The following is a 21,873-nucleotide window of genomic DNA, read 5'->3' on the forward strand; positions in this document are numbered from 1 at the left end:
ATTAACCTTCCACCTTATAGAAAACACGACCTTCTTCGGCCCATTTGCGAGTTTGCTCTGATACTTGGTAAATCGCACCTAGGTGAGCATATTTGTCTGCTGCTGCAACAAAGTTAGCTAAACCTGTTTGATCTAAGTAACGGAACGCGCCGCCTCTAAATGGAGGGAAACCAACGCCGTATACAAGGGCCATATCAGCTTCTTGAGGAGAAGCAACAATGCCTTCTTGTAAACAAAGAAGCACTTCGTTGATCATTGGAATCATACAACGGTCAATGATTTCTTGTTTATCAAATTCTTTCGGTGCATCAGTAATTGGTGCTAGTAGCTCAACTGCTGTTGCATCGCTTGATTTTTTAAGACGACCACGACGGTCTGTTTCGTACTTGTAAAAACCTGCTTTGTTCTTTTGACCAAAACGTTTTTCGTTAGCAAAAACAGTCACCGGATCTTTTTCTGCACGTGCCATACGCTCAGGGAAACCGTCTGCCATTACACCAGTACAGTGGTAAGCTGTATCAATACCTACAACATCAAGTAGGTAAGCTGGGCCCATTGGCCAGCCAAATACGTTTTCCATTACTTTATCTACTTTTGCAAAGTTAGCGCCTTCAACAACGAGTTTGCTAAAGCCTGCAAAGTAAGGGAATAAAACACGGTTTACAAAAAAGCCTGGGCAATCGTTTACAACAATTGGTGACTTGCCAAGTTTAAGGGCGTAATCAACAACAGCGTTAATTGTTTTATCAGAGGTTTTTGCACCACGGATAATTTCGACTAATGGCATTTTTGGCACTGGGTTGAAAAAGTGCATACCACAGAAGTTTTCTGGCTTATCGAGTGCTTCTGCGAGTAAATCAATACAGATAGTCGATGTGTTTGACGTAAGTACCGTACCTTCTGGCAGGTTCTTTTCAAGGTCGGCTAGTACTGCTTGCTTAACTTTAGGGTTTTCTACAACGGCCTCAACAATAATGTTGGCGTTTTGAAGGTCTGCATCATTAAGCGTTGGCTTAATTTTGCTAAGCGTTGCCAGCATTTTTTCCATTGGCATGTGGCCGCGTTTAACTTTTGCACCAAGTAGTTTAGATGCTTCACCCATACCTAAATCAAGCGCATCCTGTTGGATGTCTTTCATTACAATTGGTGTACCTTTATAAGCAGACTGGTATGCAATACCGCCGCCCATAATACCCGCGCCTAATACAGCCGCTTGTTTAATTTCTACATCGCTGTGTTTAGCAAGCTTGCGTGCTTTACCTTTAATAAACTGGTCATTTAAGAAAATGCCCGTTTGTGCAGCAGCTTCGTTAGTACGTGCAAGTTTTGCAAAGTTAGCATTTTCGATTGCCATTGCTTCGGTGCGCTCACAGTTGGCCGCTGCTTTAATAGTGCGAACTGCCATAACCGGTGCAGGATAGTGGCCTTTGGTTTTACCCATTACCATACCTTCTGCCATCGCAAAGCTCATGCCTTGCTCAACACGGTTTAATTTAAGTGGCTGAAGTTTTACGTTACGTTTTGCTTGCCAATCTAACTTGCCTGCAATTGCTAATTCAAGTGTTGCTAGACTTGACTCTAAAAGTTTGTCAGCACTAACTACCGCGTCAAACGCACCTACTTTTAAGGCTTCAGCGGCGCGATTTTCTTTACCTGAGGTAATCCAAAGCATGGCGTTATCTGCGCCAATAATGCGTGGTAAGCGCACTGTGCCACCAAAACCAGGCATTATGCCAAGTTTAACTTCTGGTAAGCCCATTTTTGCAGTTTCACTTGCAACACGATAATCGGTAGCAAGTGCCCACTCACACCCGCCACCAAGTGCTAAGCCGTTTATAGCGCTAAGAGTTGGGTATGGTAAGTCTTCGATTGCGTCAAAAACGTCGGTTGCGTTTTTAATCCACGTTACTAATTCTTCTTCTGGTTTAGTAAATGTTGGTAAAAATTCGAAGATATCTGCGCCAATTATAAAGTGGTCTTTATCACTGGTAAAAATCATGCCTTTGATATCAGAATTAGACGCTAATTCTTTTAATGCTGCTGCACAATCTGAAAGAGTTTTTTGAGATAGTGTGTTTACAGAGCCTGCAACACAAAACTTAAACTCGGCGATGTTTTCCTTTAGGAAGCTAACTTCAAAGGAATCGCTTTTATATAACATTATTATTCTCCCTAGTTGACGAACTAAGACTGGTACGATGAGTTTGCATTTCGACCAGTGTGCTTGCTTTAAAATTAAAATGCAACGAAAAATTTAACTCGGTTACAAACGGCTGGTTAAAATATAGCTGGTTTGGTGCTAAGGTGTACTGGAATGTGCGAAAGGTACTCATTAATTATCATGAGTGCGTAAATTAAATGATGTTCATATTTTATTAAAGGCACTCTCATTATTGTTTTAGTGCCCCAATCTGGAAATTATTAACCCTGACAGGTCATTAAACCTAAAGGATATTATGAAAAAAATTTTATTAAGCGCTGTGGCAGCTGCCTTTATTCTTCCTTTTAGTTCTGCCCAAGCGAGTATCGATAATGACGCGTTTTTAGATGCAGAAAAGAAAGTGCGCTATGGAAGTTACCAAGACTTTAAAGAAGCAATAAACGGGTTAGATCATCCGCTAAAGCCGTATGTCGAAAAAACATATTGGCAACGCCATCCTAATATTAAGTATCAAAGCGAAATAGAAAGTTACCTAACCATTTATGAACATACCCCGCTTGAGTGGCCGGTACGCAAAGCATGGTTGGAGTATCTTGAAAAAAATAACAAAAAAGCCGCTTATATTAAAAACTACCGAGAAACGTCTAACGCAGCGCTAACATGCACGTTTTTAGATTTTCAGCTTGATTTAGGGGCGCCAGAAAAAGCCATTTTTAATCAAGTTACCGATTTATGGACGGTGGGTAAGTCGCAACCAAATGAATGCGACTCGTTATTTTCACAATGGCGCAAAAAAGGCTATTTAAATAATGAGCGTATATGGAAGCGCATAACGCTTGCAGCGCAGGGCGGTACCCAAAGCTTACTGCCTTATTTAAAAACGTTGTTACCTAAAAACGAGCGTTACTTAGCCGATTTATATTTAAAAGTACGCCGTGACCCAAGTGCAGCAGCGGGGCTATATCGGTATAAAAATAAGTCGGCAAAAGAAGGTGAAATAGCCATTTACGGAGTTAAGCGTCTAATTTGGCGCGATAAAGCGCTGGCTTTAAGGGCCTGGCAAAAGCTAGAAAAAATGTTTAATTACAGCGACGAAGAAAAAGCAGATTTATATTACACGTTTGCTTTATCGCTTGCTTCAAGTGGGCACAAGCAAGCCAGCTTTTGGCTTAATAAAGTGCCAAAAGCGCGGCAAGACAAAAAGTTAATTCAGTGGCAACTTGGTAATATGCTAAAAACCCAAGACTGGGAAGGCATAGCAGCTTTTTTTACGGGTAAAGATAATTTAAGTTTAGGCCAGCAGTATTGGCTGGCTTATAGCTATGCTAAGCGAGGAGAGCAACAAAGAGCAGACGAAATTTGGGCTAAAGTAGCCACAAATCGTGATTATTATGGTTTTTTAGCGGCGGCACGTTTAGGGCTGCCGGTCGATTTAAACAATCACCCTTTAGAGGTTGACCAAAAACTGGTAGATAAAGTGATGAATGCGCCGGGCTTTAAACGCGCAAAAGCACTTTACGAACTAGAGCGTTTCACTTCAGCACGCCGAGAGTGGAATTACTTAACCAATACCTCTACCGACGAAGAAAAACTGGCTGCCTCAAAAGTTGCAGCGCAAAACAATTGGCACGATAACGTTATATTTACGTTAGCTAAAATAAAAGCGTGGGATTATGTCGAACTGCGTTTTCCGTTTGCATTTCAAGATATTTTTGAACGTTATAGCAAGCGTAACAAAATAGATCCCGCGTGGAGTATTGCCATTGCGCGGCGTGAAAGCTCGTTTGCACCCGATGCGCGATCCCATGCTAATGCACGCGGTTTAATGCAGCTGCTACCTAGCACGGCAGAATACGTTAATAAAGCGACGGTATCGAGTACGCGTTTGTACCAACCTAAAACCAATATACGCTTAGGTACTAGTTACTTGCAGTACTTGAAAAAGAAAAACAAAGGCAATGAAATACTCGCTACGGCATCTTATAACGCAGGGTATCATCGTATTAAACGTTGGTTACCTGACGAAGCTATACCCGCAGAGCTATGGGTTGAGCTGATCCCCTATAGAGAAACACGAGATTACGTAAAAAACGTGTTTGCTTATCGCCAAGTTTACCACACCCGAATGGGCCGAGAAGGAAACGTGCTCGCGCCGTTACTCAATATGAAAATGGGTGGGTAAATTATGTAATACTAATAGCCTTAAATATTTAGCCATTCGAGCGTGCTAAATAAAGGGCTAATAACTTAACACGATGGGTATAAGTATTAGGGGGATATTTGCATGTTAAATATCCCCCCTTTTTGAGCGCTTTACGTTTAAGTGGTAGACTCAAAGCAAGTTAAATTTAACAGATGGATTAACAATGGATAAATTAGCCGTTTTATATGCAGAGCATATTGCCACATTACAACAACGTACGCGTACAATTTGTGACCGTGAAGGGCTAGAGGGTTTAGTTATTCACTCAGGCCAAGCTAAGCGCCAGTTTTTAGACGACATGTATTACCCATTTAAAGTTAATCCACACTTTAAAGCATGGCTTCCTGTTATTGATAATCCACATTGTTGGATTGTGGTAAATGGAAGCGATAAACCTAAGCTTATTTTTTACCGCCCAGTTGATTTTTGGCACAAAGTGCCCGATGAGCCACGCGATTTTTGGGCTGAGTACTTTGATATTGAATTATTGCTACAGCCTGATCAAGTTGAAAAACTATTACCTTACGATAAGGCTAAGTATGCTTACATGGGCGAATACCTAGAGGTAGCACAAGCGCTAGGTTTTAGTATTATGAATCCAGAGCCAGTACTTAATTATTTTCACTATAACCGCGCCTATAAAACACAGTACGAGCTTGAATGTTTACGCCAAGCTAACCGTATTGCGGTAGATGGGCACAAAGCTGCACGCGATGCCTTTTACAATGGTGGTAGCGAATTTGATATTCAACAAGCGTACCTTATAGCTACACGCCAAAGCGAAAACGAAATGCCGTATGGCAATATAGTTGCACTTAACGAAAACTGCGCTATTTTGCATTACACGCATTTTGAGCCAACAGCACCACTTACTCATAATTCGTTTTTAATCGATGCTGGCGCAAACTTTAATGGTTATGCCGCAGACATTACCCGTACATACGATTTTAAAAAGCAGGGTGAGTTTGCTGAGCTAGTACAAACAATGACGCAAATACAAATTGAGCTAGGCAACGCCTTAAAGCCAGGCATGTTGTATGGCGATTTACACGTTGATTGTCATAACCGTATTGCCCAAGTACTGAGTGACTTCAATATTGTAAACTTACCTGCCACAGAAATTATTGAGCGTAAAATTACTTCAACGTTTTTTCCTCATGGTTTGGGCCACCACCTGGGTTTACAGGTGCATGATATGGGCGGTTTTATGCGTGATGATAAAGGCACGCACCAGCCATCGCCAGAAGGGCACCCATTTTTACGCTGCACGCGCTTAATAGAGAAAAACCAAGTGTTTACTATTGAGCCAGGGCTTTACTTTATAGACTCGTTATTAGGTGATTTAGCGCAAACCGACAGTAAACAGTTTATTAACTGGGATAAAATCGAGACGTTAAAACCATATGGCGGTATTCGTATTGAAGACAATATTATTGTTCACGAGGACAGCCTAGAAAATATGACTCGAGATTTAGCGCTCGACTAAGCTAATAAAGACGAGTTCGCTAATACGCGCTAAAATACGCGAATACAAAGGGGCCTTTTGGCCCCATTTTTAATTGAGCTTTAATTATGTCTGAATATAAATACCCGGCTGCTGATGTGTTTCATCAAGAAGAAATTAAAAAGAGCACCTTTATTGTTCATATTGCGCATACACCAGACCTTAAGGCAGCTAAAGCCTTTATTAAAAGCATTGAAGAAAAGTACCCCGATGCACGTCATAATTGTTGGGCCCACGTAGCGGGTAACCCAGGTGGCAGCCATGTTTATGGTTTTTCTGATGATGGCGAGCCAAATGGCACTGCAGGAAAACCCATGCTTAATGTGCTGGTGGGCTCTGGACTTGGCGAAATTACTGCAGTAGTTACCCGTTATTTTGGTGGTATAAAGCTTGGTACTGGAGGGTTAGTGCGTGCCTATGGCGGATCGCTAAATAACGCACTTTCGCAGCTAAAAACGGTAACAAAAGTACCAAGTATCGAGATTGTTGGCCAAAGTGAATACAGCATGCAGGGCGCTATAGAGCAGTTGTTAAAAACCAACTATCAAGTACTTAATATAGAAAAACAATTTACTGCTAATATTGAATGGGTTATTACTATTGATAGTCGCCAAGCTAATCAGGCCATTAAAGATATTTTTGATTTAAGCCATGGCGCAGTTGAGTTAACTATCAAAGAGTAAGACAATAACTTACACACTTATACTTACTAATAATAAAAGCGATAAGCTACATGCAATTTCGTACCATCATAAAAATCCTTGGCCAACTAGTTGCGCTGTTTAGTATTACCATGGTGCCACCTGCGGTGGTGTCTTTATTTTATAAAGATGGTGGTGGTGTTCCTTTTGTATTAGCGTTTATATTTAGTGTGGTAATTGGTTTAACAGCCTATTACCCAAACAGGCATGAAAACGGCGACTTAAAAGCGCGCGAAGGCTTTTTAATCGTTGTCCTGTTTTGGCTGGTACTAGGGGCATTTGCATCGTTACCGCTGATTTTTTTACAAGAGCCTAACTTATCTATGGCCGATGCGGTGTTTGAGGCCTTTTCGGGCCTTACAACCACAGGCGCCACTGTACTTACCGGCATTGAATACCTGCCTAAATCTGTTTTGTTTTATCGCCAGCAATTACAGTGGTTTGGCGGTATGGGTATCATTGTACTTGCTGTTGCTATACTGCCTATGCTTGGGGTCGGTGGTATGCAGTTATACCGAGCTGAGATCCCAGGTCCTGTAAAAGATTCAAAAATGACCCCCCGCATTGCCGATACCGCAAAGCACCTTTGGTACATTTATGTGTCACTAACTATTTCGTGCATGTTGGCATATTGGGCGGCAGGAATGGAGTGGTTTGATGCCATATGCCATGCGTTTTCTACCGTGGCGATTGGCGGGTTTTCTACTTACGATGCTTCAATAGGGCACTTCGACAGCCCTGTCATTAATTTTATTTGTGTATTCTTTTTAATTATTGCTGCGGTTAACTTTTCGTTGCACTACGCGGCGGTAGCAAGTCGTAATATTCAGGTGTACATTCGCGACCCCGAATTTAAAGTGTTTTTGCTTATACAGTTAGCGCTGGTGGTGATTTGTTTTACCGTGCTTTCATCAAACGAAATATTTGCCGATGGCGATGAAACACTCGACCAAGCCTTGTTTCAGGCTGTTTCTATGAGTACCACAGCCGGTTTTGCTACTGACAACTTTTCCACATGGCCGTTGTTTTTGCCTATATTACTTATTTTTTCGAGCTTTATAGGTGGCTGTGCAGGTTCAACCGGTGGCGGTATGAAAGTAGTACGCGTGTTTTTACTATACCTACAAGGCATACGTGAGCTTAACCGCTTAGTGCACCCACGCGCTATATACTCTATTAAGCTGGGTCGTAAAGCCTTACCCGATAAAGTAGTCGAAGCCGTATGGGGGTTTTTCTCAGCGTATGCATTGGTGTTTATTATTATAATGCTGGCGCTAATGGGAACCGGTATGGACAACATTACCGCGTTCTCGGCTACAGCGGCGTGTTTAAATAATTTAGGCCCGGGCTTAGGTGATGTTGCATCGCACTATGGGGCAGTGAGCGATGGTGCTAAATGGCTATTAACGATTGCCATGGTATTTGGTCGCTTAGAAATATTTACCTTACTCGTGCTATTTACGCCGACCTTTTGGCGTGGGTAATAATATATAAATGATGCTTAGGAACAGGCATGCCACATTCTAATTTAGATAAATTACACCAGTTAACAACAGGGCGAGTAGTCGACTTGGAAATTGTTACGCCTACTAGTAGTAAACGTGTAAAAACAGAGTTTATTGGTTTGCTAGAAAACAAGTTTATTATTTTAAATTACCCAAGTTCAAAACGATTACCTGCTGCTAATGATTATTTGCGTGACGGTGTAATGGTCGTAGTAAGAGCGGTTATAGAAGGCAGTGGTGGGCAAGTAATAGCATTTAGGCAGCAGGTGATGTCGATAGCCTCACATCCTACTAGGCTCATTTTTATTAATTACCCTACACAAGTTCAGTTATTTGCTTTGCGCGCGCAAACACGCATACCGACCTTATTACCTGCAAAATTAACGCTCAGTGACGATAGAGTACTTGAAGGGGTGATTAAAGATATCTCGCTTACCGGGGTGATGTTTGATGTACGCGGCGATCAAAGCGATGAAAATATAAAAGATATGCAATGTACGGTGACGGTTGATACCAACAATAAAGCATTTACTGGCGAAATATGCAGTGTAAAACCGCACGCCGCGGGGGTTAATTGCGGTATTAAGCTTTTAGCCAGTGAAGAGGAAATGAAGGCGTTTATGAAAGAGCATTTTATTGATCCCGCTATACTCGAGTTGCCATTAGATTAAGCGGTTTCGCTTAATAGCAACAAATGGTCGTTTTTTTACTTTAATGACCATAAAATTTTTTTAAAAACACAAAAATTAATTTTTATCACTATAAAATCAATCACATATCTGATTTTTTCTAGTAAGCTAATTTTATATTTTAGCGCCCCTTACACCTAAATTTTAGCCTCCTTTCTTGAAAACTTATCACTGTTGCAATTTAAGCTAAAAATTGTAGCTTTTTTATTATGCGTAACTAATTGAATTAATTGAACTTATAAATTCAGTAATTCTTCTTGTTGCTAGTTTGCAACAAAAAAATCGCCTCAATTTATTAAAAATCGCTGAAAGCTATTTTAACTATATGAAAAATATAATGTTTTAAAAGCTGGCATTTAAGTTGTAATAGTCTGGTTGTACTGAACAAACGTGATTTAAAGTAAACCACTTAATCGCACACATATACTTGAAGGAATTATATTATGAAAAGCATTAATAAAACTTTAGCACTTATCGCCTTAGCTTCATCATCAGCAGCATTTGCAGCAACAGATTTTGATACGTTAGATGTAGATGGCAGCGGCACAATCAGCAAATCAGAAGCATCTATTGATGCAAAACTGATGAGCATGTTCTCAGAATTAGATACTGACCAAAATGGTGAGTTATCAAAAGAAGAATTTTCAAAAGCTTAATATGTGATAACAATCCTGAGTTGCCAATGACAACCTAAGTAGGCAAGGGAGCTTACGAAAAAGGATAACAAGGATGTGAAAATCATTAATTTAAAAATATGACTTATTAAACTTAAGTAACTTGTATATTGAAGGATTAAATTATGAAGCATTTAAATAAAGCGCTGGCACTAATAGCAATTGCCTCTTCTTCAGCTGCAATTGCAGCAACAGATTTTGATACGTTAGACGTAGATGGCAATGGTGCAATCAGCCAAGCTGAAGCATCGGTGGATGCGGATTTAATGGCTGAATTTGTTGAACTAGATACCGATGGAAATGGTGAGCTTTCAAAACAAGAGTTCTCTAAGTACTAATCTTTAATTTGTATAAATACTTGATAATGTAAATTGTCAAAAGCACTTTTAGTTAATTTTTTAAACTCATGGATCTCAGAAAAGGACTTCCTCTTAATTAGGACACAACTATGAAAACATTCAATACAGCCCTTGCCGTTATCGTATTAGCTTCTTCATCAGCGGCGTATGCTGCAGTCGATTTTGCCTCGTTTGATGCCGACGGTGATGGTGCAATTTCAAAGCAAGAAGCGCAGGTAAATTCACAGCTAGTGAAAATTTTTGACCAGCTAGACACTGACGGTAATGGTGAAATTTCTGAGCAAGAATTTTCAAAAGTACAGTAAGTCTTAGTTGCTGAGCAAGGAAGCTTAGTAACCAAAAAAACATACTCCACTAAAGCCGCCTTAGTCAGCGGCTTTTTTGTGTTTAACTATAAAAATATAGCACTCACTTGGAATAGCTTTTCGACTACATTGATGTGCTTTTTATCAATTAAAAACATAATAACGTGATCGCCAGACATAATAACAGTGTCGTCGTGGGCAATTAGTACGTCGTCATTGCGTACAATAGCGCCAATTGTTGTACCTGCAGGTAGCTTGATATCGGCGATAGCACGACCAACTACTTTTGATGTATTTTCATCGCCATGGGCCACGGCTTCAATAGCTTCTGCTGCCCCTTTGCGTAACGAGTAAACGTTAACAATATCGCCACGGCGCACGTGCGTTAGCAGCGCTGAAATAGTCGCTTGTTGTGGTGATATAGCAATATCTATTTCACCTCCTTGCACTAAATCAACATATGCCCCACGCTGTATAAGCACCATGGTTTTTTGTGCGCCCATGCGTTTTGCAAGCATGGCCGACATTATATTAGCTTCATCGTCGTTGGTTACGGCAATAAATACATCAACTTGCTCTATGTGTTCTTCTGAAAGTAACTCTTGGTCTGAGGCGTCACCACAAAACACAACGGTGTTATCGAGCATTTCAGAAAGTTGTTCTGCACGCTCTTTACTACGCTCTAGTAACTTAACGCTGTGGTTTTTTTCGAGTGAACGAGCAAGGCCTGCACCAATGTTACCGCCACCAGCTATCATAATTTTTTTGTAGGAACGTTCAAGCTTTTGCAGCTCATTCATAACGGCGCGAATATGTTTAGTGGCAGCAATGAAAAATACCTCATCGTCCGCTTCGATTACTGTGGTCCCTTGTGGTTTTATGGCTTTACCTTGGCGGTAAATCGCTGCTACGCGAGTTTCTACATTCGGAATATGTTCTTTTAAAGCAGAAAGCGCATAACCAACTAATAAGCCGCCATAGTAGGCTTTTACTGCTACAAGTGAGAGCATGCCATCGGCAAATTGCAGTACTTGCAGTGCGCCTGGGTAATCTATTAAACGGCGAATATATTTGGTAACAAGCGCTTCGGGGGCAATATAATGATCAACCGGAAGGTCGTCGTTATGAAATAGTTTTTCGCGGTATTTTAAATATTGCTCTGATCGGATGCGGGCTATTTTAGTTGGCGTATTAAAAATACTATACGCGACTTGGCACGCCACCATATTGACTTCATCTGAGCTGGTTACTGCAATAATCATGTCGGCGTCTTCAGCACCCGCACGTCTGAGGACGTCTGGATGGGCACTGTGACCAGCAACCCCTTGTAAGTCGTACTTATCTTGCAGCTCTCGTAAGCGGTTGCCATCTATATCAACAACGGTTATTTCGTTTTGTTCGCCAACTAAGTTTTCAGCAAGCGTACCACCGACTTGTCCGGCACCGAGTATGATTATTTTCATTATTTACCCGAATTACTGTTTAATTAAAAAATAGCCATTTACTGTTTAATAAATGGCTATTGAGTGTACGGCTATTAGGCTTTTTTAACTAGCTTAGCGTAATAAAATCCGTCGCTTTCACCTGGTAGCAATTGTAAACCAGGGTTGATAACCGTGTCGTTGTCGTGCAGTGGTATATGCTCAACGTCACTATTATTAGCTAAAAATTTAGCGACTTGCTGTTGGTTCTCTTGCGGCAGTACCGAACAGGTTGCGTATATCATAGTGCCACCTGGCTTGAGTAGCGGCCAAATGCTATTGAGTATATCGCTTTGTAGTTTAGCTAAATCTTCAATGTCTGATGCGCGGCGAAGCCATTTTATATCTGGGTGGCGGCGTATAACACCGGTTGCCGAACACGGCACATCCAATAAAATACGGTCAAACTGTTGATCGTCCCACCATGTGTGCGGCTGCGAAGCATCCGCACATTGTAGGTCTGCGCCCAAGCCGATACGGGTCAAGTTTTGTTTAACACGCTCTAGACGAGTGGCGTCACTATCAAGTGCTAATACTTCTGCATCGGCAAGCTCTAATATATGACATGTTTTACCGCCAGGTGCTGCACAGGCATCTAAAATGTATTCATCAGCTTGAGGTGCCAAAAAACGTGCGGCTAATTGCGCTGCAGCATCTTGCACCGAGCAGGCGCCCACATCAAACTCTGGCAGTGAGAATACATCACGTGGCTTAGCTAGTTTAATACCATCAACAAACTCTGGATTTAATGTGTGTTCAATATCGTTAGCCGTTAACATTTCGCTGTATTGTTGCGTGCTGTATTGGGCTTGATTAACACGTAACCACATAGGGGCTTGTTGTTGGTTTTCTTCAAGAAGCGCTTCCCAGTTGTCTGGGTAGGCTTCTTTTACTTGTTTAATAAACCAGTTTGGATGGTTATATAAACATACTGGTATTTGCTTGGCTTTTTCTTCCAGCTCGCTTTGTTGGCGCTGAAAACTTCGCAAAATAGCGTTGATTAAGCCTTTTAAACCTAATGCACGCATTTGGCCTAGGGCGTTAACGGTTTCAGAAATGGCGGCATGCGGTGGCACGCGCATATGCTGCAGCTGATAAATACCTACATACAACAAAAACTGAAAAATACGGCGTTTACCCTTAAGTGGCTGCTCTACTAAATGTTGGCAGTAGTTTTCAAGGCTAGGTAGGTAGCGTAATACGCCATAACAAATTTGCTGTAATAGTGCTTTGTCTTTCGGGGGCAGCCCTTGACTGGCAAATGGCAGTTCTTGATTTAGCGATGCGCCTTTATCAACCACGTTATATAAAGTTTCTGCGGCAAGCGCACGTACGTTTTGAACATTACTCATTGTTTTCGCCTAATACGGTGCCTGGAGTTACCCAGTCACTACGACCATTTAAAAAGTCGCTAATTGCCATTGGTTTTTTACCTTGTGGTTGCAGCTGTGTAATACACAATGCCTGCTTACCACACGCCACTACAATGCCGTTTTTATCGCTTGATAAAACTTCGCCGGCATTGCCTGTTTGTTCAACGACTGAAGCTTGGTAAATTTTTACACTTTGCTCACTCATTTGAGTAAAGCACACAGGCCATGGATTGAACGCACGAATATTACGCTCAATTTGAACGGCATCCATTGTCCAATCAATATTTGCTTCTTCTTTTGAAAGCTTTTTAGCGTAATTTGCCTGCTCGTCGTTTTGTGGCTCAGCAGTAAGTTCGCCATTGGCTAACTTATTAACGGTTTGAATAAGCGCTCCGGGACCAAGTTCAGCTAGTTTAGTGTATAAGCTGGCACTGGTTTCATCTGCAGCAATAGGGCAGCGGCTAATATGTAACATGTCGCCGGTATCAAGCCCTTCATCCATTTGCATTATGGTTACGCCGGTTTCTTCATCGCCAGCCCAAATTGCCCGCTGTATTGGCGCAGCACCGCGCCAGCGCGGTAAAATAGAGCCATGCACATTTAAACACCCTAAGCGTGGCGCCTCTAAAATGGCTTTGGGTAAAATTAAGCCATAGGCCACCACAATCATGATATCGGCATTTAAGCTTTTAAGCTCTGTTAGGGCCTCTTCATTTTTTAATGATTGTGGCTGAAAAACAGGTAGTTCATGTTCAAGCGCAAGCGCTTTTACTTCACTGGCTTTTAGCTTTTTACCCCGCCCAGCAGGGCGGTCTGGTTGGCTGTAAACACCAACAATTTGGTGTTCGCTTTGAATTAACGCTTGTAGGTGACGAGCGGCAAAGTCCGGCGTACCGGCAAATATAATGCGTAGTGGTTTTGTCACTGAGTTTTCCTAAGGTGCTTATTACTTCGCGGCAAATTTAGCTTCTTTTTCAAGCTTTTTGCGAATACGTTGACGCTTTAATGGCGATAGGTAATCAATAAATAGTTTACCTTGTAAGTGATCGAGTTCGTGTTGAATACAAATAGCTAATAGCTCATCTGCATCTAGTACAAATTCTTCACCGTTTTCGTTAAGAGCAGCAACGGTTACGGTTTCAGCACGGTCTACTTTTGCGTAAGAGTTAGGTACTGATAAACAGCCTTCTTCGCTAATTGTTGAACCATCTTTTTTAATGATTTGTGGGTTAATTAAAACCAGTGGTTCGTCGCGTTCTTCTGATACGTCGATCACTACAATACGTTGATGAATATCAACCTGTGTAGCAGCTAGCCCAATGCCGTTTTCATCGTACATTGTCTCTAGCATGTCTTTTACTATTTGGCGAACGTTGTCATCAACCTGAGCCACTTCTTTTGCTACCGTACGTAAACGCTCATCTGGAAATCTTAAAACTTCTAACCTAGCCATAGTTACCTTTTTACACTTGTGCTTAATTTAGGGTATTGTATGCTCTTATTTTAGCCATTCGCGTTCCCCTTTAACAGGTTTTGGTCAATAATAATGAAAAAACAATACAAGGAAGCCCAATGAAATCCCAATTGGCTGCAATTATGTTTGCACTAAGCACTGCCTTTCCAGCAGTTGCTGATGTTTTACAAATAAAAAAAGATGCTCCAAAACAATATGTTGTAAAAAAAGGTGATACCCTTTGGGATATTTCCGGCATTTATCTAGAAGAGCCATGGCTGTGGCCAGAGCTTTGGCAAATGAACCCGCAAATAGATAACCCGCATCTGATTTATCCAGGCGATGCACTCGCGTTAGTGTATGACGCCGACGGTAACCCGCGTTTAGTTATTAATAAAGCGTACAGGAAGTTATCGCCACAGGGGCGTATTACACCAAAAGGTAACAACGCCATCACCACTTTGCCACTTGAAATAATTAAACCTTATTTAAGTTATGAGCAAGCGATTAACAGCGATGACATAGATGATAAGCCGTATATTTTAGGGGCAAACGAAAATACTAAAACGCAAACGTTAGGTCATATTTTATACGCCAAGGGCGATTTGAAAGTACACAAAGCGTATGCTATTTATCACAAAGGCGAACCTTACATAGATACACAAACTGGTGAAGAGCTAGCTACTCGCGCTACGTATGTAGGCATGGCTCGTGCATTTAGAACGGGTGATGAAAGCAATGGGGTTCCGTCCTCTTTACGTGTTGAGTCAGTAAAACAAGAGATTCAACAAGGTGATTTTTTACTTCCCGCAATGCAAGGACAAATGTTACCAGCGTACTTTAATATGCATCGTCCACAGCAAAGTGTATCAGGGCGTGTTATTGCATCTCCACGCCAAGTAAGAGAATTCAGCACAATGGATGTAGTGGTGCTAAACTTAGGTGCTGAGCAACAAATAGAAGTTGGTCATATCCTCGATTTAGAACGCCAATCACCCACTGTTATTGATGGCCCGCGAGGACCGCGTTATCCAGAGGATTCGAGCAAGTTTGAAAAGCTTTTATCTGATGCGGGTGAATTTTTTGGTAGCGAGCCAAATGAAGACACCACAACATGGACAATGCCATACGAAAAAGTGGGTGAGTTAATAGTATTTAAAGTGTATGACAAAGTGAGTTATGCATTAATAACAAAAAATCAGCACCCAATTCGCGTTGGAGATAGTGTAGTAATTCATTAAGTTGTAGCGAGTCGGTGCTCTAGGAGAGAGCATGGATCAGTCATCTGGCAAGCTAGCCCACTGGCTTGCCTTTTATATGTGTAAAGGCTTAGGTATTAAAACACTGCTAGCCTTATCACATACTCACCCCCTCGAATCATTATTTGATTTAAACCAAAGTGAATTACAACAGCTTGGCCTAACCCAAAACCAAGCCTGCAACTTACTCAATACAAACTGGCAGCAAGTAAACCATTACGAGCAACAAATTCAGCAGCTTAACATTACGGTAGTATGTATTTTTGATGCGCTTTACCCCGCTGAACTAAAACACATAGCCAGTGCCCCTTTATTACTATTTTGCAAAGGCGATATAGCGCTATTATCTAGTCCTCAAGTGGCCATAGTTGGTAGTAGAAACGCAACACCTACGGGGCTTGAAATAGCTTCGGAGCTTGCATATCAGCTTACTTTAGCCGGTATTACTGTTACCTCGGGCATGGCGCGGGGAATTGATGGTGCCGCGCACAAAGGGGCATTGGCCAATAATGGCAATACAATTGGTGTATTAGGGACAGGGGTTGATATTTACTACCCCAAGCGCCATAAATTATTAACAGACCAAGTATTAGAGCATGGCTTATTAATCAGTGAGTTTTTACCGGGGACCGCTGCTAATGCGCATAACTTTCCGCGCAGAAACCGTATCATATCGGGGTTGTCTTTAGGCGTGGTTATTGTAGAGGCTGAAATCAAAAGCGGTTCATTAATTACGGTGCGTTACGCTATTGAGCAAAATAAAGAGGTCTTTGCTGTGCCGGGCTCTATTAAAAACCCTTTATCGCAAGCGAGTCATTTTTTAATAAAGCAGGGCGCTAAGTTAGTCGAAAATGTAACAGATATTTTAGATGAGGTGAGCTTTTCTTACCAAAGCGGTCTATATAATAAAGAGGAACCTGTAAGTAAACAGCCGCAATGTGAGGTGTTAAATAGTATAGGGTATGAGGTGACAAGTGTTGATGAAATTGTAAATCGCACTAAGTGGCCAATCGATAAAGTGTTGGCAAGGTTACTCGATTTAGAATTAGACGATGAAATAGAGCGAGTATTAGACGGGTATATAAAGCTAAGCACAGGAAGGTAATATGTTTGATATTCTCATGTATCTTTTTGAAAACTACATTCACAGTGAAGCTGATATTTATATTGAAGAAAACGAGCTTACCGATGAATTACTTCGCGCGGGTTTTAATAAGACCGAAATTTATAAAGCGTTAAATTGGCTTGAGCAATTGGCTGATTTACAACGCAGCGATGAGTCGCCTTACCTAATTACAAAGCCACACCAAGCGATGCGCATATTTACCGATAGCGAATGCAAAATGTTAAACGTTGAATGCCGTGGTTTTTTAATGTTTTTAGAACAAATAAGGGTGGTTAACAGTGTAACCCGTGAAATGGTCATGGACCGGCTTGCCGCATTAGATAAACTTTATATTTCGCTTGATGACTTAAAGTGGGTGGTGCTTATGGTGTTATTTAACGTACCAGGTTCAGAAGAGGCCTACGAGCAAATGGAAGACCTCATATTTGACGAACCCACCGAACTTCTACATTAAAATTGTATGCCAAACCACTTAAACATATATGCACAGCTTGTATCTTTAAGTGGTTTGGGTATATTAGGCGAAAATTCAGCAACCCATTAGGAACCTCATGAGTAAAATCGACCATTCGCTTTTCTCGGCGGATAAACACGCCTTAGAAAAAGAATACGAAGTCTGCCCACAATGTGGTTCTGAATTAGTGATCCGTAACTCTAAAACAGGCCCGTTTTTGGGTTGTGCGAGTTACCCTAAATGCGATTTTATTCGTCCATTAGCGCATCACGACAGCAACGAAATTAAAGTTCTTGAAGATTCAGCCTGCCCACAGTGCACAAAACCGCTGGTGGTTAAAAACGGCCGTTATGGCATGTTTATTGGTTGTACAGGGTACCCTGAGTGTCATTACATCGCCCACGATGATGAGCCGAATAATAACGATGAAGTATTACCTAGCTGCCCTAAATGCAAAAAAGGGCAGCTTGTTGCACGCAGCAATAAATTTGGTAAAACGTTTTACTCATGCGACTGTTACCCGAGTTGTAAATACACGCTAAATAACAAACCCATAGCCAAGCCATGCCCTAAGTGCGATTGGCCGCTTGTTATTGAGAAAAAAATGGCCAATGGTATTGTGCTACAGTGCCCACAAAAAAGTTGCCTGCAAAAACTTACCACTACTGATTAATATAAATTTCTGGAGCATATTTTGTCAGACCTTTCTACATTGCCTACGGCTATATCTTGCTTAGAGCAAGGCGACGTTATTTTATATCCTACTGAAGCCGTTTATGGCTTAGGGTGTGATCCAGATAATCAGCAAGCTGTTGAGAAATTGCTAGAAATAAAACAGCGTCCCGTTGAAAAGGGCCTTATTTTAATCGCTGATAACTACGGTCAGTTATTAAAGTATGTTGACGATGTAAAGCTACCAATGGATAAGCGCGCTGATATTTTTTCTAGTTGGCCTGGTGCTATTACTTGGGTCATGCCTGCTGCTAAAAATACGCCTAAATGGTTAACAGGCCAGTTTGATACGATTGCCGTACGGGTAACAAATCATCCAAGTGTTAAGCGCTTATGCCAGCAATTAGGTAAGCCGCTGGTTTCTACTAGTGCTAATTTAACTGGTCAGCCCACGGTAACTAGTATTGAACAGGCCAAGCAGCAATTTGCAGAGCAAGTTGGCTTTTATGTTGACGAGCCGTTAGGCGGGAACACGCAACCCAGTACAATAAAAGATGCCATGACCGGCAAAGTGTTTAGAGGTTAATATGCAAAGCGAATTATTAGAACAAGTAAAAACCTACTTTATGGCTTTGCAAGACACTATTTGCCAAGGCTTAGAGAAGGCTGATGGCAGTGCAAAGTTTGTAGAAGACAGTTGGCAGCGCGCTGAAGGTGGCGGTGGTCGTACCCGAGTAACCACTAACGGCAATGTAATAGAGCAAGGCGGCGTAAACTACTCGCATGTGTTTGGTGCATCTATGCCGGGCTCTGCGACCGCTCATAGGCCAGAGCTTGCAGGGCGAAGCTTTCATGCATGTGGTGTTTCATTAGTTATTCATCCAAAAAACCCACATGTTCCTACAAGTCATGCCAATGTACGCTTTTTTATAGCCGAAAAAGAAGGCGAAGAGCCTATTTGGTGGTTTGGCGGCGGGTTTGACTTAACGCCGTTTTACCCCGTTTTTGAAGATGTACAACATTGGCACCAAGTTGCACACGACATTTGTGCACCTTTTGGTGAACAAGTGTATCCAAAGTACAAAACCTGGTGCGATGAATATTTTTATCTAAAACACCGCGACGAAACACGCGGTGTGGGTGGCTTATTTTTTGATGACTTAAACGAGTTAGGATTTGAGCAGAGCTTTGCATTTATGCAGTCGGTTGGTAATGGCTTTTTAGATGCTTACTTACCTATTATTGAGCGCCGTAAAAATGATGAATTTACACAGCAACAACGTGACTTTCAATTGTATCGCCGCGGTCGTTACGTAGAGTTTAACCTTGTGTGGGATAGAGGCACTTTATTTGGCTTGCAAAGCGGTGGGCGCACAGAGTCTATATTGATGTCGATGCCGCCACTGGCGCGCTGGGAATACAACTATAAGCCCGCGCCTGACAGCGCAGAGGCTAATTTGTATCAATACTATTTACGTCCACAAGAGTGGCTAAGTACTAAACAGACTGATTTAATAGCCAGAGAGTGGCAATTGTAAATAATAAAATGAGTTAAAAAAGGCGCATATCAGCGCCTTTTTGCTAAGTAGTTAATAATTAGTGCTCATTAATCATATGCGTGGCAAGTTGTCCAAAAGATTGCTTTAACCCTTCACGCAGTAGGGGGTTGTCTACTTCTATATCGAGGGTTTTATTCATACAATACATCCACTGATCGCGCAGGTCTTTATTTATAGTAAACGGCATATGGCGCTTGCGTAGCATAGGTTGGCCATGCTTTTCAGTAAATAGGTTAGGCCCGCCTAACCAACCCGATAAAAATTCAAAAAACACTTGGCGAATTCTATCTAATGGCAGAGGATGCATATCATATAATGGTTTGGCGTATTCATCGCTGGCCATTATGTCGTAGAATCTATTAGCAATAGCACGGGTACCTGCTTCTCCACCAATTATTTCATACGGTGTTTTCTCAGGAGTGGGCGCTGGTTGCTCAGGGGCTGGTTTAGATTTTGAAAAAAGTCGTTTAATCATATTACTTATCATCGTTAATAGGCAGTATATAGCTGCAAAGAGGTTGTTTTAAAATGGACAAATATGCGGTTTTTGGAAATCCAATCAAACATTCAAAATCCCCCGCGATACATAAACAATTTGCTGTATCTTTGGGTGAGCAAATCGACTACCGCGCAATATTAGCACCTATCGATGATTTTGAAAAAACAGTAACTGCCTTTTTTGAGCAAGGCGGGGTAGGCGCAAATGTAACTATGCCATTTAAAGAGCAAGCGTATGCCATGGCTGATGAACTCACCCCGCTTGCTAAAATTGTTGGTGCCGTTAATACACTTAAAAAACGCAAAGATGGCACGTTATTAGGCGATAACACCGATGGCGTAGGCTTTGTAAACGATTTACTTGCCAATGAAGTGATAATTACTAATAAGCGTATTTTGATTATTGGTGCGGGTGGCGCAGCAAGAGGGGTAATATTACCTTTACTTAAACACAACCCTTCAGAAATCATTATTGTTAATCGTACGGCAAAAAAAGCGCAAGACTTAGCTTTGCTATTTGCTGAATATGGAAAAGTTTCAGGCTATGGATTTGATGATTTACCAGTAAGCGACTACTCACTTATCGTAAACTCTACATCAAGTAGTATGAATAACGAACTTCCGGCGCTTGATAAAAAACACTTAACTCGCTGTGATGTAGCTTATGATATGTTTTACTCCCAGCAAAATACCGTATTTATGAACTGGGTTGCACAGCATAATACAAATACTAAGCTGTTAGATGGTAGTGGTATGTTGGTAGGTCAAGCCGCACAGGCATTTTTTGTATGGCGTAATAAAATGCCAGCCATACTTCCTGTTGTTAAAGCACTTAAACAAGGCATGCTTAAATGAATCAAGCTATACAGTTTATAGACAGACTCGAGTTTAGAGAACCTTCCCACCAATTAGTCTTTTATGCACAAGTAACAGGAATGCTGGTGGAGTGTGTTATAGATTTACGAAAGCTAGGGCTTAAAGATGAAAGCCACGCAACGCAGCATTTTGATAAGTACCGATTTGATTATGAAGAATGTGCCGAGCAACTTATAGAAGATGAAAGTTATAACTCGGCAGGGCAAATAGAAGTGAATTTAGCCGATCTCAGCTAGATACTCGTCTTTTAATTGCACATAGTTATCTGCCGATACTTTTAAAAAAGCAAGCTCTTGCTCTGTTAATGGGCGAGCTTGTTTAACTGGACTACCAACATATAAATAACCAGACTCCAATCGTTTATTTGGCGGTACTAATGAACCCCCACCAATAATAACGTCGTCCTCTACTATTACATTATCCATTACAATAGCACCCATACCGACAAGTATACGGTTTCCAAGTGTACATCCGTGCAGCATAACCTTGTGCCCTACTGTCACATCATCACCAATAATAAGTGGGTAACCATCTGGGTTGTTTTTAGTGGCGCGCGATAAATGAAGAACACTACCATCTTGTATATTGGTACGTTCACCAATACGTATATAGTTAACATCACCTCGTGCTGCTACTAGAGGCCACACACTAGAGTTGTCACCAATAGTAATATCGCCTACCAAAACAGACGATTCATCAACATAAACAGACGAATTGAAAGAGGGAGTTATACCTTTATAAGAACGGATAGCCATATATATACCTTTTAAATACCAGTTATAGTTGTTTGAGTGTAACAGCAACACTTAAATAGTGGCCAGAAAAGGCCTGTTTTGGTTATAAAACTACCTGTTATAGAGGGTTTAGTTTATATATTGACCGAACAGTGCTTTTTTTTAGTTTTTCTTTAAAAAAGTGCTTGCGTAAAAATCTGTTCTCCCTATAATGCGACCCCACTGAGACGGGGAACGCCAACGCATAGCGAGGCGCGAGCTGCTCAGAGAGTTAAGTAAAACTTCGG

23 protein-coding genes are annotated in these 21,873 nt (G+C 41.4%); 16 read left to right on the forward strand and 7 right to left on the reverse strand.

Annotated features, from left to right (window positions below; all coding sequences use genetic code 11):
* Position 1 precedes the first annotated feature (1 nt).
* The gene (gene fadB / locus CWC16_RS13875; RefSeq protein WP_138541946.1) at positions 2 to 2,161 is read right to left on the reverse strand and encodes a fatty acid oxidation complex subunit alpha FadB; all 2,160 of its coding nucleotides are present in this window, start codon (positions 2,159 to 2,161) and stop codon (positions 2 to 4) included.
* A gap of 295 nt (positions 2,162 to 2,456) precedes the next feature.
* Between fadB and CWC16_RS13880 the strand changes: the two genes are divergently transcribed.
* The 8 genes from CWC16_RS13880 (at position 2,457) to CWC16_RS13915 (ending at position 10,101) form a co-directional block, all read left to right on the forward strand.
* Positions 2,457 to 4,343 (forward strand): transglycosylase SLT domain-containing protein, encoded by a 1,887-nt coding sequence (locus CWC16_RS13880; RefSeq protein ID WP_138541947.1) that lies wholly within the window; start codon positions 2,457 to 2,459, stop codon positions 4,341 to 4,343.
* Between the two features lie 184 nt (positions 4,344 to 4,527).
* The gene (gene pepQ, locus CWC16_RS13885; RefSeq protein WP_138541948.1) at positions 4,528 to 5,850 is read left to right on the forward strand and encodes a Xaa-Pro dipeptidase; all 1,323 of its coding nucleotides are present in this window, start codon (positions 4,528 to 4,530) and stop codon (positions 5,848 to 5,850) included.
* A gap of 86 nt (positions 5,851 to 5,936) precedes the next feature.
* A complete protein-coding gene (locus CWC16_RS13890; RefSeq protein WP_138541949.1) occupies positions 5,937 to 6,551 on the forward strand; it encodes a YigZ family protein in 615 nt (204 codons plus the stop codon).
* 50 nt (positions 6,552 to 6,601) lie between these two features.
* Positions 6,602 to 8,053, forward strand: coding sequence for a TrkH family potassium uptake protein (locus tag CWC16_RS13895; protein ID WP_055016196.1), 1,452 nt, complete (start codon positions 6,602 to 6,604; stop codon positions 8,051 to 8,053).
* Between the two features lie 29 nt (positions 8,054 to 8,082).
* Entirely contained in the window at positions 8,083 to 8,745 is a 663-nt protein-coding gene (locus CWC16_RS13900) for a PilZ domain-containing protein (protein ID WP_055016195.1), read from the forward strand.
* A gap of 461 nt (positions 8,746 to 9,206) precedes the next feature.
* Positions 9,207 to 9,419, forward strand: coding sequence for an EF-hand domain-containing protein (locus CWC16_RS13905; protein ID WP_055016194.1), 213 nt, complete (start codon positions 9,207 to 9,209; stop codon positions 9,417 to 9,419).
* A gap of 143 nt (positions 9,420 to 9,562) precedes the next feature.
* Positions 9,563 to 9,775: an EF-hand domain-containing protein gene (locus tag CWC16_RS13910; protein WP_055016193.1), complete on the forward strand. Its 213-nt coding sequence runs from the start codon at positions 9,563 to 9,565 to the stop codon at positions 9,773 to 9,775.
* A gap of 110 nt (positions 9,776 to 9,885) precedes the next feature.
* Entirely contained in the window at positions 9,886 to 10,101 is a 216-nt protein-coding gene (locus CWC16_RS13915) for an EF-hand domain-containing protein (protein ID WP_138541950.1), read from the forward strand.
* A gap of 86 nt (positions 10,102 to 10,187) precedes the next feature.
* Here the strand turns inward: CWC16_RS13915 and trkA are convergent, their stop codons facing one another.
* From trkA to def, 4 genes are all read right to left on the reverse strand, one after another.
* Positions 10,188 to 11,564, reverse strand: coding sequence for a Trk system potassium transporter TrkA (trkA, locus tag CWC16_RS13920; protein WP_055016191.1), 1,377 nt, complete (start codon positions 11,562 to 11,564; stop codon positions 10,188 to 10,190).
* Between the two features lie 74 nt (positions 11,565 to 11,638).
* Entirely contained in the window at positions 11,639 to 12,934 is a 1,296-nt protein-coding gene (gene rsmB / locus CWC16_RS13925) for a 16S rRNA (cytosine(967)-C(5))-methyltransferase RsmB (protein WP_138541951.1), read from the reverse strand.
* Complete coding sequence (fmt, locus tag CWC16_RS13930; protein WP_138541952.1) at positions 12,927 to 13,880, reverse strand: methionyl-tRNA formyltransferase; 954 nt, start codon at positions 13,878 to 13,880, stop codon at positions 12,927 to 12,929. Before fmt ends, rsmB begins: the two co-directional genes overlap by 8 nt.
* A gap of 21 nt (positions 13,881 to 13,901) precedes the next feature.
* Complete coding sequence (gene def, locus CWC16_RS13935) at positions 13,902 to 14,408, reverse strand: peptide deformylase (RefSeq protein ID WP_055016188.1); 507 nt, start codon at positions 14,406 to 14,408, stop codon at positions 13,902 to 13,904.
* 119 nt (positions 14,409 to 14,527) lie between these two features.
* Between def and CWC16_RS13940 the strand changes: the two genes are divergently transcribed.
* The 6 genes from CWC16_RS13940 (at position 14,528) to hemF (ending at position 19,457) form a co-directional block, all read left to right on the forward strand.
* On the forward strand, positions 14,528 to 15,649 hold the full coding sequence (locus tag CWC16_RS13940; protein ID WP_055016187.1) for a LysM peptidoglycan-binding domain-containing protein: 1,122 nt from the start codon (positions 14,528 to 14,530) through the stop codon (positions 15,647 to 15,649).
* A gap of 31 nt (positions 15,650 to 15,680) precedes the next feature.
* Positions 15,681 to 16,772 carry a DNA-processing protein DprA gene (gene dprA / locus CWC16_RS13945; RefSeq protein ID WP_055016186.1) on the forward strand — a complete coding sequence of 364 codons (1,092 nt, stop codon included), beginning with the start codon at positions 15,681 to 15,683 and terminating at the stop codon, positions 16,770 to 16,772.
* Position 16,773: 1 nt separating this feature from the next.
* Positions 16,774 to 17,247, forward strand: coding sequence for a DUF494 family protein (locus CWC16_RS13950; protein WP_055016185.1), 474 nt, complete (start codon positions 16,774 to 16,776; stop codon positions 17,245 to 17,247).
* Between the two features lie 97 nt (positions 17,248 to 17,344).
* Positions 17,345 to 17,920 carry a DNA topoisomerase family protein gene (locus tag CWC16_RS13955; protein WP_055016184.1) on the forward strand — a complete coding sequence of 192 codons (576 nt, stop codon included), beginning with the start codon at positions 17,345 to 17,347 and terminating at the stop codon, positions 17,918 to 17,920.
* Positions 17,921 to 17,941: 21 nt separating this feature from the next.
* Positions 17,942 to 18,505 (forward strand): L-threonylcarbamoyladenylate synthase type 1 TsaC, encoded by a 564-nt coding sequence (gene tsaC / locus CWC16_RS13960; protein WP_138541953.1) that lies wholly within the window; start codon positions 17,942 to 17,944, stop codon positions 18,503 to 18,505.
* 1 nt (position 18,506) lies between these two features.
* Positions 18,507 to 19,457: an oxygen-dependent coproporphyrinogen oxidase gene (gene hemF, locus CWC16_RS13965; RefSeq protein WP_138541954.1), complete on the forward strand. Its 951-nt coding sequence runs from the start codon at positions 18,507 to 18,509 to the stop codon at positions 19,455 to 19,457.
* Positions 19,458 to 19,515: 58 nt separating this feature from the next.
* On the opposite strand, the gene CWC16_RS13970 is transcribed toward hemF, so the two are convergent.
* Positions 19,516 to 19,953 carry a group II truncated hemoglobin gene (locus CWC16_RS13970; protein WP_029773006.1) on the reverse strand — a complete coding sequence of 146 codons (438 nt, stop codon included), beginning with the start codon at positions 19,951 to 19,953 and terminating at the stop codon, positions 19,516 to 19,518.
* A 53-nt stretch (positions 19,954 to 20,006) separates the two neighbouring features.
* Here CWC16_RS13970 and aroE point away from each other — a divergent pair, with 53 nt between their 5' ends.
* Both aroE and CWC16_RS13980 read left to right on the forward strand, forming a co-directional pair.
* Positions 20,007 to 20,831, forward strand: coding sequence for a shikimate dehydrogenase (aroE, locus tag CWC16_RS13975; protein ID WP_138541955.1), 825 nt, complete (start codon positions 20,007 to 20,009; stop codon positions 20,829 to 20,831).
* Positions 20,828 to 21,088 carry a DUF1488 family protein gene (locus tag CWC16_RS13980; RefSeq protein ID WP_138541956.1) on the forward strand — a complete coding sequence of 87 codons (261 nt, stop codon included), beginning with the start codon at positions 20,828 to 20,830 and terminating at the stop codon, positions 21,086 to 21,088. The genes aroE and CWC16_RS13980 overlap by 4 nt, the downstream gene beginning before the upstream one ends.
* Here the strand turns inward: CWC16_RS13980 and CWC16_RS13985 are convergent.
* Positions 21,071 to 21,607 (reverse strand): gamma carbonic anhydrase family protein, encoded by a 537-nt coding sequence (locus CWC16_RS13985; RefSeq protein WP_055018531.1) that lies wholly within the window; start codon positions 21,605 to 21,607, stop codon positions 21,071 to 21,073. The genes CWC16_RS13980 and CWC16_RS13985 overlap by 18 nt on opposite strands.
* Positions 21,608 to 21,873: the final 266 nt, after the last annotated feature.

Origin of the sequence: Pseudoalteromonas sp. S3776, from assembly GCF_005886915.1 — a bacterium.
Taxonomy (GTDB): domain Bacteria; phylum Pseudomonadota; class Gammaproteobacteria; order Enterobacterales; family Alteromonadaceae; genus Pseudoalteromonas.

Excerpts from the sequence above, each read along its gene's own strand:
- fadB (WP_138541946.1), bottom strand. The coding sequence starts at position 2,161 with ATGTTATATAAAAGCGATTCCTTTGAAGTTAGCTTCCTAAAGGAAAAC.
- CWC16_RS13880 (WP_138541947.1), top strand. The coding sequence starts at position 2,457 with ATGAAAAAAATTTTATTAAGCGCTGTGGCAGCTGCCTTTATTCTTCCT.
- pepQ (WP_138541948.1), top strand. The coding sequence starts at position 4,528 with ATGGATAAATTAGCCGTTTTATATGCAGAGCATATTGCCACATTACAA.
- CWC16_RS13890 (WP_138541949.1), top strand. The coding sequence starts at position 5,937 with ATGTCTGAATATAAATACCCGGCTGCTGATGTGTTTCATCAAGAAGAA.
- CWC16_RS13895 (WP_055016196.1), top strand. The coding sequence starts at position 6,602 with ATGCAATTTCGTACCATCATAAAAATCCTTGGCCAACTAGTTGCGCTG.
- CWC16_RS13900 (WP_055016195.1), top strand. The coding sequence starts at position 8,083 with ATGCCACATTCTAATTTAGATAAATTACACCAGTTAACAACAGGGCGA.
- CWC16_RS13905 (WP_055016194.1), top strand. The coding sequence starts at position 9,207 with ATGAAAAGCATTAATAAAACTTTAGCACTTATCGCCTTAGCTTCATCA.
- CWC16_RS13910 (WP_055016193.1), top strand. The coding sequence starts at position 9,563 with ATGAAGCATTTAAATAAAGCGCTGGCACTAATAGCAATTGCCTCTTCT.
- CWC16_RS13915 (WP_138541950.1), top strand. The coding sequence starts at position 9,886 with ATGAAAACATTCAATACAGCCCTTGCCGTTATCGTATTAGCTTCTTCA.
- trkA (WP_055016191.1), bottom strand. The coding sequence starts at position 11,564 with ATGAAAATAATCATACTCGGTGCCGGACAAGTCGGTGGTACGCTTGCT.
- rsmB (WP_138541951.1), bottom strand. The coding sequence starts at position 12,934 with ATGAGTAATGTTCAAAACGTACGTGCGCTTGCCGCAGAAACTTTATAT.
- def (WP_055016188.1), bottom strand. The coding sequence starts at position 14,408 with ATGGCTAGGTTAGAAGTTTTAAGATTTCCAGATGAGCGTTTACGTACG.
- CWC16_RS13940 (WP_055016187.1), top strand. The coding sequence starts at position 14,528 with ATGAAATCCCAATTGGCTGCAATTATGTTTGCACTAAGCACTGCCTTT.
- dprA (WP_055016186.1), top strand. The coding sequence starts at position 15,681 with ATGGATCAGTCATCTGGCAAGCTAGCCCACTGGCTTGCCTTTTATATG.
- CWC16_RS13950 (WP_055016185.1), top strand. The coding sequence starts at position 16,774 with ATGTTTGATATTCTCATGTATCTTTTTGAAAACTACATTCACAGTGAA.
- CWC16_RS13955 (WP_055016184.1), top strand. The coding sequence starts at position 17,345 with ATGAGTAAAATCGACCATTCGCTTTTCTCGGCGGATAAACACGCCTTA.
- hemF (WP_138541954.1), top strand. The coding sequence starts at position 18,507 with ATGCAAAGCGAATTATTAGAACAAGTAAAAACCTACTTTATGGCTTTG.
- CWC16_RS13970 (WP_029773006.1), bottom strand. The coding sequence starts at position 19,953 with ATGATTAAACGACTTTTTTCAAAATCTAAACCAGCCCCTGAGCAACCA.
- aroE (WP_138541955.1), top strand. The coding sequence starts at position 20,007 with ATGGACAAATATGCGGTTTTTGGAAATCCAATCAAACATTCAAAATCC.
- CWC16_RS13980 (WP_138541956.1), top strand. The coding sequence starts at position 20,828 with ATGAATCAAGCTATACAGTTTATAGACAGACTCGAGTTTAGAGAACCT.
- CWC16_RS13985 (WP_055018531.1), bottom strand. The coding sequence starts at position 21,607 with ATGGCTATCCGTTCTTATAAAGGTATAACTCCCTCTTTCAATTCGTCT.